This is a genomic window from Klebsiella sp. TF21-TM, from assembly GCF_019753495.1.
Lineage (GTDB): Bacteria > Pseudomonadota > Gammaproteobacteria > Enterobacterales > Enterobacteriaceae > Klebsiella > Klebsiella quasipneumoniae.
In genome coordinates this window covers 134,264-146,404 of record NZ_JAIJYL010000001.1, presented here as the reverse complement: position 1 = coordinate 146,404, position 12,141 = coordinate 134,264, and the positions used below count along the sequence as shown (strand labels likewise).

The 12,141-nt window shown below is 60.7% G+C and carries 10 protein-coding genes; 8 read left to right on the top strand and 2 right to left on the bottom strand.

Features of this window, described 5'->3' with window-relative positions:
- Positions 1 to 137: 137 nt before the first annotated feature.
- From lsrR to K5R89_RS00735, 3 genes are all read left to right on the top strand, one after another.
- The gene (lsrR, locus tag K5R89_RS00745; RefSeq protein ID WP_072413579.1) at positions 138 to 1,109 is read left to right on the top strand and encodes a transcriptional regulator LsrR; all 972 of its coding nucleotides are present in this window, start codon (positions 138 to 140) and stop codon (positions 1,107 to 1,109) included.
- A gap of 37 nt (positions 1,110 to 1,146) precedes the next feature.
- On the top strand, positions 1,147 to 2,745 hold the full coding sequence (gene lsrK / locus K5R89_RS00740) for an autoinducer-2 kinase (RefSeq protein WP_087826716.1): 1,599 nt from the start codon (positions 1,147 to 1,149) through the stop codon (positions 2,743 to 2,745).
- Between the two features lie 207 nt (positions 2,746 to 2,952).
- Positions 2,953 to 4,974 carry an NADPH-dependent 2,4-dienoyl-CoA reductase gene (locus K5R89_RS00735; protein WP_072413581.1) on the top strand — a complete coding sequence of 674 codons (2,022 nt, stop codon included), beginning with the start codon at positions 2,953 to 2,955 and terminating at the stop codon, positions 4,972 to 4,974.
- 251 nt (positions 4,975 to 5,225) lie between these two features.
- On the opposite strand, the gene rlmG is transcribed toward K5R89_RS00735, so the two are convergent.
- Complete coding sequence (gene rlmG / locus K5R89_RS00730; RefSeq protein ID WP_023291080.1) at positions 5,226 to 6,356, bottom strand: 23S rRNA (guanine(1835)-N(2))-methyltransferase RlmG; 1,131 nt, start codon at positions 6,354 to 6,356, stop codon at positions 5,226 to 5,228.
- 85 nt (positions 6,357 to 6,441) lie between these two features.
- On the bottom strand, positions 6,442 to 7,149 hold the full coding sequence (locus tag K5R89_RS00725) for a B3/4 domain-containing protein (protein ID WP_087826717.1): 708 nt from the start codon (positions 7,147 to 7,149) through the stop codon (positions 6,442 to 6,444).
- A gap of 43 nt (positions 7,150 to 7,192) precedes the next feature.
- Here K5R89_RS00725 and K5R89_RS00720 point away from each other — a divergent pair, with 43 nt between their 5' ends.
- The 5 genes from K5R89_RS00720 to sstT all read left to right on the top strand — a co-directional run bounded on the left by K5R89_RS00720 (position 7,193) and on the right by sstT (position 12,137).
- Positions 7,193 to 7,795: an XRE family transcriptional regulator gene (locus K5R89_RS00720; RefSeq protein WP_043520967.1), complete on the top strand. Its 603-nt coding sequence runs from the start codon at positions 7,193 to 7,195 to the stop codon at positions 7,793 to 7,795.
- A gap of 19 nt (positions 7,796 to 7,814) precedes the next feature.
- Positions 7,815 to 8,315, top strand: coding sequence for a M48 family metallopeptidase (locus K5R89_RS00715; RefSeq protein WP_032454156.1), 501 nt, complete (start codon positions 7,815 to 7,817; stop codon positions 8,313 to 8,315).
- Positions 8,316 to 8,388: 73 nt separating this feature from the next.
- A complete protein-coding gene (locus K5R89_RS00710) occupies positions 8,389 to 9,378 on the top strand; it encodes a Gfo/Idh/MocA family protein (RefSeq protein ID WP_087826719.1) in 990 nt (329 codons plus the stop codon).
- 272 nt (positions 9,379 to 9,650) lie between these two features.
- The gene (locus tag K5R89_RS00705) at positions 9,651 to 10,622 is read left to right on the top strand and encodes a TerC family protein (protein WP_004188496.1); all 972 of its coding nucleotides are present in this window, start codon (positions 9,651 to 9,653) and stop codon (positions 10,620 to 10,622) included.
- A 267-nt stretch (positions 10,623 to 10,889) separates the two neighbouring features.
- Positions 10,890 to 12,137, top strand: a complete 1,248-nt coding sequence (gene sstT, locus K5R89_RS00700) for a serine/threonine transporter SstT (RefSeq protein ID WP_023291085.1) — start codon at positions 10,890 to 10,892, stop codon at positions 12,135 to 12,137.
- Positions 12,138 to 12,141 lie beyond the last annotated feature (4 nt).

Here is a 12,141-nt window from a genome sequence, read left to right as displayed (position 1 = left end):
CGAAGATCACAGTTTGGCGCTTTAGATCGTCCGGAAAAAAGGGGCCAGAGAGGAAAGATCCGTTTTGCCAGTCGGCTCACACTTTCCGGCCGCGCAATAGCGAACATATGATCTAAATTTTTATAAGAGTTCAATTTATGAGCGAAAAACGCATTACGGAAGACCATCGCTACGCCGGGCTGGCGTTAGCCGAGGAAGAGCTGGTGGCGCGGGTGGCGTGGTGTTACTACCACGACGGCCTGACGCAAAACGACATCGGCGAGCGTTTGGGGCTGCCGCGGCTGAAGATTTCCCGCCTGCTGGAGAAAGGTCGCCAGTCCGGGGTGATCCGCGTGCAGATCAACTCGCGCTATGAAGGCTGTCTGGCGCTGGAAAGCGAACTCCAGCAGCGCTTTGGCCTCAAGATTGCTCGCGTGCTGCCGGCGCTCAACACCCCGCCGATGAATACCCGGCTGGGGATCGGCGCGGCGCAGTCGCTGATGGGGATTCTGCAACCGGGACAGCTGCTGGCGGTCGGCTTCGGCGAAGCCACCATGAGCTGCCTGCAGCATCTCAGCGGCTTTATCGGCTCGCAGCAGGTGCGGCTGGTGACCCTCTCCGGCGGCGTCGGCCCCTATATGACCGGCATCGGTCAGCTGGATGCCGCCTGCAGCGTGAGCATTATTCCGGCGCCGCTGCGGGTCTCGTCGGCGGAGGTCGCCGAAATCCTGCGCCGCGAATCCAGCGTGCGCGATGTGATGCTGGCGGCGACGGCGGCGGACGCGGCGGTGGTTGGCATTGGCGCTATCGATCAGCGGCGCGACGCGACCATTCTGCGCTCCGGCTATATCAGCGAGGGCGAACAGCTGATGTACGCCCGCAAAGGGGCGGTCGGCGACATTTTAGGTTATTTCCTGCAGGCCGACGGCCGGCCGGTAGAGGGGCTGGAGATCCATCGGGAACTGCTCGGCGTGACCCTGGATGAGCTGGCGCAGCTGCCGACCATCGTCGGCGTCGCCGGGGGAGAACAAAAAGCGCAGGCGATTCATGCCGCTCTGATTGGCAAGCGGATTAATGGCCTGGTAACGGAAGAGACAACAGCACGCGCGGTGCTCTCGCTGGCCTCCTGAAGGCCCGGCGCCGCGCGACAACAGCGAGGCGCATGTCATGAGTTACCTGTTAGCGTTAGATGCCGGGACCGGCAGCATTCGGGCGGTCATTTTCGATCTCAATGGCCGCCAGCTGGCGGTGGGCCAGGCCGAATGGAAACACCTGAGCGTCGATAACGTCCCCGGCTCGATGGAGTTCGACCTTACCACCAACTGGCAGCTGGCCTGCCAGTGCATTCGCCAGGCGCTCGACGCCGCCCGGCTCTCTCCCGCCGATATTCAGTCCGTCGCCTGCTGTTCGATGCGCGAAGGGATCGTCCTCTATGACCGCAACGGCGAGGCCATCTGGGCCTGCGCCAACGTTGATGCTCGCGCCAGCCGCGAAGTCGCGGAGCTTAAGGAGATCCACGACTATCGTTTTGAATCCGAGGTGTACGAGGTCTCCGGGCAAACGCTGGCGCTCAGCGCGATGCCGCGCCTGCTGTGGCTGGCGCACCATCGGCCCGATATCTACCGCAAGGCGGCGACCATCACCATGATCAGCGACTGGCTGGCGGCGAAGCTTTCCGGCGAGCTGGCGGTCGACCCGTCAAACGCGGGCACCACCGGCATGCTCGATCTGTTCAGCCGCGACTGGCGTCCGGCGCTGCTGGATATGGCCGGGCTGCGCGCCGATATGCTGTCGCCGGTGAAAGAGACCGGCACGCTGCTGGGCGCCGTCACCGAAGCGGCAGCCCAGCAGAGCGGCCTGCGCGCCGGGACGCCGGTGGTGATGGGCGGCGGCGACGTGCAGCTCGGCTGCCTGGGACTCGGGGTGGTGCGCGCCGGACAAAGCGCAGTGCTCGGCGGCACCTTCTGGCAGCAGGTGGTGAATCTGCCGCAGGTGCGCACCGACCCGCAGATGAATATTCGCGTTAACCCTCACGTCATTCCCGGCATGGCGCAGGCGGAGTCCATCAGCTTTTTTACCGGCCTGACCATGCGCTGGTTCCGCGACGCCTTCTGCGCTGAAGAAAAGCTGATTGCCGAGCGCCTCGGCGTCGATGCCTATTCGCTGCTGGAGGAGATGGCCAGCCGCGTACCCGCCGGTTCCCACGGCGTGATGCCTATTTTTTCCGACGCCATGCACTTTAAGCAGTGGTACCACGCCGCGCCGTCGTTTATTAACCTCTCCATCGATCCGGAGAAGTGCAATAAAGCCACTCTGTTCCGCGCCCTGGAGGAGAACGCGGCGATTGTCTCCGCCTGCAACCTGGCGCAGATATCGCAGTTTTCCGGGGTGACTTTCGATAGCCTGGTGTTTGCCGGCGGCGGCTCGAAGGGAGCGCTGTGGAGCCAGATCCTCAGCGACGTCACCGGCCTGCCGGTGCGGGTGCCGGTGGTCCGCGAAGCCACCGCCCTCGGCTGCGCCATCGCCGCCGGCGCTGGCGCCGGGCTGTACGGCGACATGGTCAGCGCCGGAGAAAAGTTAGTGAGCTGGCACCGCGAGTTCACCCCTAATCCGCAGCATCGCGAGCTGTATCAGGAGATGATGAGCAAATGGCAGTCGGTATATGCCGATCAGCTTGGTCTTGTCGATAGCGGGCTGACAACGTCGATGTGGCAGGCGCCGGGCCTCGAACGCCGCCAGCGCGCTGTGTCTTCCCCCTCACCCTAATCCTCTCCCGACGGGAGAGGGAACCGTTCAGCGCGAAGCCTGATTTTCAGTGCCCGCTTGCCCCTCTCCCTTTGGGAGAGGGGCAACGCTTCGCCGTTCTTTGAATCCCATCACAATCACCGCACTCCCCTTTTCCCTTTTTCTTCACGACGGCTAAATTAGTAACTCATCCGACCACATAACAATAATTTTACATTGGAAGCCATTATGAGCCGCTATCCGTCGCTTTTCGCCCCGCTTGAGCTGGGCTTCACTACCCTCAAAAACCGCGTGTTGATGGGCTCCATGCATACCGGTCTGGAAGAACTGCCCGACGGCGCGCAACGGTTAGCGGCCTTTTACGCCGAGCGCGCGCGACACGGCGTGGCGCTGATCGTCACCGGCGGCATCGCGCCCGCACCGTCCGGGGTGACCATGGCCGGCGGCGCGGTACTCAACGATGCCAGCCATCTGGCGCATCATCGCCAGATCACCGACGCGGTACATCAGGAAGGCGGTAAAATCGCCCTGCAGATCCTGCACACCGGGCGCTACAGCTACCAGCCCGCGCTGGTCGCCCCCTCTTCTCTGCAGGCGCCGATTAACCGGTTCACCCCTCATGAGCTGAGCCACGATGAGATCCTCACGCTGATCGATGATTTTGCCCACTGCGCCCAGCTGGCGCGGGAAGCAGGCTATGACGGCGTGGAGGTGATGGGCTCTGAGGGCTATCTGATTAACGAATTCCTCGCCGCGCGCACTAACCAGCGCAACGATCAATGGGGCGGCGATTACGCGCGCCGGATGCGTTTCGCCGTTGAAGTAGTCAAGGCCGTGCGCCAGCGCGCCGGTCACGATTTCATTATCATCTACCGTCTGTCGATGCTTGATCTGGTTAACGACGGCAGCACGCTGGCGGAAGTCACCGCGCTGGCCAAAGCCATCGAGGCGGCGGGGGCGACGATCATCAACACCGGCATCGGCTGGCACGAAGCGCGTATTCCGACCATCGCCACTCCGGTACCGCGCGGCGCCTTTAGCTGGGTCACCCGCAAACTGAAGGGCGCGGTGTCGATCCCGCTGATCACCACCAACCGCATCAACGATCCGCAGGTCGCGGAGGCGATCCTCGCCCGCGGCGATGCCGACATGGTCTCAATGGCCCGCCCGTTCCTTGCCGATGCCGAATTTATGTCGAAAGCGCAGAGCGATCGCGCCGATGAGATCAACACCTGCATCGGCTGCAACCAGGCGTGTCTCGATCGGATCTTCGTCGGCAAAGTCACCTCCTGTCTGGTCAACCCGCGCGCCTGCCATGAAACCTTGATGCCGGTCCTGCCTGCCAACGCCCCTAAGCGGCTGGCGGTGGTCGGCGCCGGGCCTGCCGGTCTGGCCTTCGCGGTTAACGCCGCCGCCCGCGGTCATCACGTCACGTTGTTCGATGCCCTCCCGGAGATCGGCGGCCAGTTTAATATCGCCAAACAGATCCCCGGCAAAGAGGAGTTTCATGAAACCCTGCGCTACTACCGTAGAATGCTCGATCTTAACGGCGTCGATCTACGTCTGAACACCCGCGTCACGGCAGACGATCTGCTGGCGTTCGATGAGACGATCCTCGCCACCGGCATTGCCCCGCGCCTGCCGGCGATCGTCGGGATCGATCATCCCAAGGTGCTCAGCTACCTGGATGTCTTACGCGATAAAGCGCCGGTTGGCGCGAAGGTGGCGATAATCGGCTGCGGCGGCATCGGCTTCGACACCGCGATGTATTTAAGCCAGTCGGGGGTGGCCACCAGCCAGGATATCGGCGAGTTCTGTCGCGAATGGGGTATCGATACCAGCCTGCGGACGGCGGGCGGGCTGCGTCCTGAAGGCCCGCAGCTGAGTCAAAGCCCGCGACAGATTGTGATGCTGCAGCGCAAGGCGAGCAAACCGGGCGACGGGCTCGGCAAAACCACCGGCTGGATCCACCGCGCCACGCTGCTGGCGCGCGGCGTGAAAATGATCCCGGCGGTCAGCTATGAGAAGATCGATGATGAGGGATTACACGTGACGATCGGCGGCGAGCGCCAGCTGCTGGCGGTGGATCATGTCGTGATCTGCGCCGGTCAGGAGCCGCGCCGTGAACTGGCGGATCCGCTGCGCGCGGCGGGGAAAACGGTGCATTTGATCGGCGGCTGCGACGTGGCGGCGGAGCTGGATGCGCGCCGGGCGATTGCCCAGGGCACGAAGCTGGCCCTGGCGATTTAGCCGTGTCCCGGGGGCGGCGCGATGCGCCTTCCCCGGGCTACCACGATAATCCCGAACGGTAGCCCGGCTAAAGCGACAGTCGGTAGTCCGGCTAAGGCGACAGTCGGTAGCCCGGCTAAAGCGACAGTCGGTAGCCCGGCTAAGGCGACAGCCGGTAGCCCGGCTAAGGCGACAGTCGGTAGCCCGGCTAAGGCGACAGTCGGTAGCCCGGCTAAGGCGACAGCCGCAAGCCGGGGAAATAGCCACACGGATCAGCGCTGTTTACGCACCTTCGTCGCTTTCAAAATCACGAACTTATTGTTCGTCGCAATCGTCGTGCAGTTACCAAAAGCGCGCTTCAGCTTACGGAAGTAGTCGAGATGACGGTTACCGACGACGTACAGCTCGCCGCCGTATTTCAGGCTGCGGCGGGCGTCGTTAAACATCTGCCAGGCGATATGGTCGGTAATGGCATGCTGCTGGTGGAACGGCGGATTGCACAGGATCGCCGTAAAGCGGTCCGGCTCAATGCCGGAGAGCGAGTTGTTGACCATAAATTCACAACGGTCAATATCGTCCGGCAGGTTGTGCTCAACGTTCAACCGGCTGGAAGCCACCGCCATGTGCGACTCATCGGTGAACATCACGCGGGCATGGGGGTTCTGCGCCAGCGCCTGCAGGCCTATCACTCCGTTGCCGCAGCCGAGATCGGCGATCTCGCCTTCTAAATCAGACGGTAAATGCTGCAGGAAGAAGCGCGCGCCGATATCCAGACCGCTGCGGGCAAAGACGTTGGCATGGTTGTGGATGGTCCACGGCGTGCCGTCCAGCTTCCAGCTGTAGGTTTGCGGCGCATCGGCAAGCTCAGGGGCGGTGAAAACGCAGTGGATCAGACGCGCTTTTTTCCACGCCAGCGAGGTGGTGGTGGTGCCGAGGATCTTTTCAAACAGCGCCAGCGTCGAGTTATGCACATCGCGCGCTTTCGCTGCGGCGATAATGCGGGTTTCCGGCGTCACCACTGCGCGCAGGGCGCGCAGCTGCTGTTCCAGCAGCGCCAGCTGCTTTGGCACCTTAATCAGCACCAGCGCCGGCGCGGCCGGCAGCGGGCTCAGGCTATCCTGAAAACGCACACTCTCTTCATCAATGCCGTTCATCCGCAGGTTGTGGCGGGTCGCCAGCTCGGAGATAAAGGAGTCGTTGATGCTCACCGGGTTGCGTTCCGCCAGCGCGCAGGCGAGCGCGCCGAAGCCGTCGTTGAAGATGAGCGTCAGGCCGTCGACGTCATTCACCTGTTGCAGCAGATATTCATCCGCCGCTTCCCACGCCTGAAGCGCTTCTTCTTCAGCGTTAGGTGGGAACCGCTCTAATGTGAATAACTCACCGTTTAACTCTGCCTGGCTCATCGCCTCTCCGCCTCCGGAATAGTAAAACCCGCGAGTTTATACGCAAATCCTGTCCAGTTGAAGAGAGATCGCTGATCATCGCCGCTCAGCGTAGATCGCCCTCGTCATCGGCTCGCAGCAGCGTTATCGAGGCGCGGGCGCCGGGCATCAGCTGCTGCAGATAGCCTACCAGCCGCTCTCCCGCCTCATGCAGGGCCGACAACGGCATCGCCGGCAGGCTTTCGAGAATAAACCACATCGTCTGCGCGCCGCTGTCCAGCCGGGTGCGTACGCCCTGCCGCCAGTTCCAGCGTCGGCAGGTTACGCCTATATCATCCCGCCAGATGACTTCGCCCGGCTCCGGATATTCCACCACCGGCTCTGCCGATTTTAGCGTATCGAATGGCTCATCGCCGCGGGCAATGGCCAGCCGCGGTTCGCCACGGTAGGCGGCCAGATTTTCCCCACCGACCGGGATGGCATAGCGAATGCTGATCGCGTTGTAGATATCCACCACCGGTTCGATGGCCGGCAGGCTCCCCTCCTTCAGCACCCGCTTGCGCAGCGCCTGCGCCGAACAGGGGGTACGTTTCGCCTTCGCGCCGAAGGCGCTGAACGCTTCATCCCATGCCGCCAGGTGCGCTTGCGCCCAGGGCACATCATCCTGCTGCACCGCCAGGCAGGCCTCGGCCAGCGCCTGTTCCGCGACGGCGGGATTGGCCACCGGCGCGCTCTCCACCACAATACTTAATGCCCGAAAGCCCGGCGCCAGGCGGCTGACCGCAGATTCGATTGACGGCGTTACGCTACGCATTCGATAATCCTGTAATGACCAATTTGTTTCATCATAGTGACCAATGAACGTAAAAGTCAATATAACGACCGATTCAGGATCTGATGTCGACCAGGTAAGTCGCGCCGTCGCCACGCGGCTGAAGGCCTACCGTAAAGCGAAAAAAATGTCGCTGGACGAGCTGTCGCGCCGGGCCAGCATCAGCAAAGGCATGCTGGTCGAGATGGAAAAAGAGGCCGCCAACCCCAGCATTGCGATCCTCTGCAAACTCGCCGCCGCGCTGGGCGTCTCGGTGGCGGATATTGTCAATGTGGCTAGCGAACCCGCGTTGCATATTATTCCCGCCGAGCAGATCCCCACCCTCTGGCAAGGCCCGCTGGGGGGCAGCGCCAGACTCCTCGCCGGCACCGCCGGGCCGAATATGATTGAGCTGTGGCGCTGGGAGATGCAGCCCGGCGAAGCCTTTACCTCGCCCGGCCATCCGGCGACGACCTTCGAGCTGCTGCACGTGGAAGCCGGCGCGCTGACGCTGACGCTTGGCGAGACCTGCCGCACGGTGGCGGCCGGGGAATCCGCGGTGGCCCGTACCGAAACAGAGCACGGGTACCGGAATGCGGGGCCCGCGCCGCTGGTCTTTACCATGACCGTGGCTGAACTGCCCTCCTGACAGACATAATGATAAGACGATGACAAAACTCATTTATTTACAGGGCTATCCTGAATCGCTGCTGGCGCAGGTGACCACGTTAATCGAGCAAAACCGCCTTGGGGAGGTGCTGCAAAAGCGCTATCCGCATGGGCACGACGTTAACAGCGATAAAGCGCTATATCAGTACACCCAGGATTTGAAAAACCGCTTTCTGCGCGGCGCGGCGCCGATCAACAAAGTGATGTACGACAGTAAGATCCACGTGCTGAACAATGCGCTCGGCCTGCATACCGCCATTTCCCGCGTTCAGGGCGGCAAGCTGAAAGCCAAAGCGGAGATCCGCGTGGCGACGGTATTTCGCGACGCGCCGGAGGACTTTTTGCGGATGATCGTGGTCCATGAACTGGCGCATCTGAAAGAGAAGGAGCACAACAAAGCCTTCTACCAGCTGTGCTGCCATATGGAGCCGCAGTACCATCAGCTGGAGTTCGACACCCGCCTGTGGCTGACGCACCTTTCGTTAAATCGTTCTGCGTAGTCACGCACTGGTTTTGTCATGGGGGCATGATAGAGTGACGACAGGTTCCCTTTAATGGAGTTCGTCACCGTTTATGATACGTTTCGCAGTTGTTGGCACAAACTGGATCACTAAGCAGTTTGTCGATGCCGCCCATGAAACCGGCAAATATAAACTTACCGCCATCTACTCCCGCAGCCTCGAACAGGCACAAGCCTTCGCCAATGACTATCCGGTCGAGCATCTGTTTACCTCGCTGGAGTCGCTGGCGCAAAGCGACGCCATTGACGCGGTATATATCGCCAGCCCGAACTCCCTGCACTTCCCGCAGACGCGGCTGTTCCTGAGCCACAAAAAGCACGTCATTTGCGAAAAACCGCTGGCGTCGAATCTGCAGGAGGTCGAGGCGGCCATCGCGGTGGCGAAAGCCAACAACGTGGTGCTGTTTGAAGCCTTCAAAACCGCCAGCCTGCCCAACTTTCTGCTGCTGAAGGAAACCCTCGGCAAAGTGGGTAAACTGCGTAAAGCCTTCATTAACTACTGCCAGTACTCTTCGCGCTACCAGCGCTATCTCGACGGCGAAAACCCCAACACCTTTAATCCGGCGTTCTCCAACGGTTCGATTATGGATATCGGCTTCTATTGCCTGGCGTCCGCTGTGGCGCTGTGGGGCGAACCGCGGGCCGTTCATGCCACCGCCAGCCTGCTGGACAGCGGCGTGGACGCCCAGGGCACCGTGGTGCTGAGCTATGGCGACTTCGACGTGACGCTGCATCATTCCAAGGTGAGCGACTCGGCGATCCCCAGTGAAATTCAGGGCGAAAACGGCGTATTAGTGATCGAAAAAATCTCCGAGTGCCAGAAGCTGGCGTTTGTGCCGCGCGGCGGCAAAGCCCAGGACCTGACGCAGCCGCAGCATATCAATACTATGCTGTATGAGGCGGAGACCTTCGCGCGGCTGGTGGAAACAGAGGATGTCGACCATCCGGGCCTGGCAGTGAGCCGTATCACGGCGAAACTGTCGAGCGAAATTCGTCGCCAGACCGGGGTGATCTTCCCGGCCGATACGCAGCCGCTGGCGTAAAAGAGTGTAAAGGCCCGTCTGGCCGCCATTGACGAAAACCGCCCCGTGACATATTTTGTTACGAGCAAAGGGGAGTAACTTCCTTGCCGGCCGATCGTCATTACGATGCGTGTAACACCGCATCCGGTCGCCGGGCAATTACCAAAGCCCATCGCGATGAACTTTGGTTGTTGTAAGTGAGACCTTGCCGGAAGGCGAGGTCTATGCATAAAAGCGCAGCGGCTGCCGTCTTCCGACGTCAGCCGTTTTTGTTTTTATGTAAGGAATATCAAATGAATACTGTCGGCACGCCGTTGCTATGGGGTGGATTCGCTGTCGTCGTCGCGATCATGTTGGCGATCGACCTGCTGCTTCAGGGACGACGCGGTTCGCATAGCATGACCATGAAGCAGGCCGCTGGCTGGTCTATCCTCTGGGTCACACTTTCTCTGTTGTTTAACGCCGCGTTCTGGTGGTATCTGGTGCAAACCCAGGGCCGCGCCGTCGCCGATCCGCAGGCCCTGGCCTTCCTCACCGGCTATCTGATTGAAAAAGCGCTGGCGGTCGATAACGTCTTCGTCTGGCTGATGCTGTTCAGCTACTTCGCCGTGCCGCCTGCACTGCAGCGCCGGGTGCTGGTGTATGGCGTCCTCGGGGCGATTGTTCTGCGCACCATTATGATCTTCGCCGGCAGCTGGCTTATCTCCCAGTTCGACTGGCTGCTGTACGTCTTCGGCGCCTTCCTGCTGTTTACCGGCGTGAAGATGGCGCTGGCGAAAGAGGATGATTCCGGCATCGGCGACAAACCGCTGGTGCGCTGGATCCGCAGCCATCTGCGAATGACCGATAAAATCGAGAGCGAGCGCTTCTTCACCCGTAAAAACGGGGTGCTGTTCGCCACGCCGCTGCTGCTGGTGTTGATTCTGGTCGAGCTGAGCGATGTGATATTCGCCGTCGACAGTATCCCGGCGATCTTCGCGGTCACCACCGACCCGTTTATCGTGCTGACCTCGAACCTGTTTGCCATTCTTGGCCTGCGCGCCATGTACTTCCTGCTGGCGGGGGTCGCTGAGCGCTTCTCAATGCTCAAATATGGCCTGTCGGTGATCCTGGTGTTTATTGGCGTGAAGATGCTGATCGTCGATTTCTACCATATCCCGGTCGCCATCTCGCTGGGGGTCGTGGGTGGTATCCTGACCGTCACGCTGTTGATTAACGCCTGGGTCAACAAGCAGCACGACAAGCAGCGCAAACTGCCTGAGTAACCTGCCTGGCGCGCCGTCGGCCCCCGCTGGCGGCGCGGTAATCGGCTATAGCAGATCTTTTCGTAACGATAATGCCTGCTCATGTCACAATTATGTTGCTACATAGTTAAAAAATAAGATCCAGATTAAAATCACAGTATTTTGCGCTTCCCGCCCGTCATTCTTTCCGTATACTCGACTATGCAAACATATACTTACATCCTGACATAAACGTAACAAATAATACGTGGCTGGGATGGCTTGCTACATCACTGGAAGGAATGAATTATGACCACACGCACTCCCTCATCAGGGTGGCTTTCCCGCCTGGCACAAGGCAGCCTGGTGAAACAAATTTTAGTCGGCCTGGTACTTGGCGTGCTGCTGGCGCTGGTCTCTAAGCCTGCGGCCATCGCCGTCGGCCTGCTGGGGACCCTGTTCGTCGGCGCGTTAAAGGCGGTAGCGCCGGTGCTGGTATTGATGCTCGTCATGGCCTCGATCGCCAACCATCAGCACGGACAAAAAACCAGTATCCGCCCCATTCTGTTTCTCTATCTGCTGGGCACCTTCAGCGCGGCGCTGACCGCAGTGTTGTTCAGTTTTGTCTTTCCCTCGACCCTGCACTTAACCACCGCCGCCGACAGCATCACGCCGCCGTCGGGGATTGTTGAGGTGCTGCGCGGCCTGCTAATGAGCATGGTGTCCAACCCGATCGACGCCCTGCTGAACGCCAACTATATCGGTATTCTGGTGTGGGCGGTGGGCCTTGGCTTCGCCCTGCGTCACGGTAACGACACTACTAAAAACCTGATCAACGATGTCTCCCACGCGGTGACCTTTATCGTTAAAGTGGTGATCCGCTTTGCGCCGCTTGGGATCTTCGGTCTGGTCTCTTCCACCCTGGCGACTACCGGTTTTGAAACCCTGTGGGGTTACGCCCAGCTGCTGCTGGTGCTGGTGGGCTGTATGCTGCTGGTAGCGCTGGTGATTAATCCGCTGCTGGTGTTCTGGAAGCTCCGCCGCAACCCCTATCCGCTGGTGCTGACCTGCCTGCGCGAAAGCGGCGTCTACGCGTTTTTCACCCGCAGCTCCGCCGCTAATATTCCGGTGAATATGGCGCTGTGTGAGAAGCTGAACCTGGATCGCGATACCTATTCGGTCTCCATTCCGCTGGGGGCAACTATCAATATGGCGGGCGCGGCAATCACGATCACCGTGCTGACGCTGGCGGCGGTCCATACGCTGAATATTCCGGTGGATCTGCCGACGGCGCTGTTGCTAAGCGTGGTCGCTTCGCTGTGCGCCTGCGGCGCCTCCGGCGTGGCGGGCGGTTCGCTGCTGCTGATCCCGCTGGCCTGTAATATGTTTGGTATTCCGAACGATGTGGCGATGCAGGTGGTTGCCGTCGGCTTTATTATCGGCGTGCTGCAGGATTCTTGCGAAACCGCGCTGAACTCCTCCACCGACGCCCTGTTTACCGCCGCCGCCTGCATGGCGGAAGACGACCAGCTGGCGAAAAACGCCCTGCGTAGCTAATGCC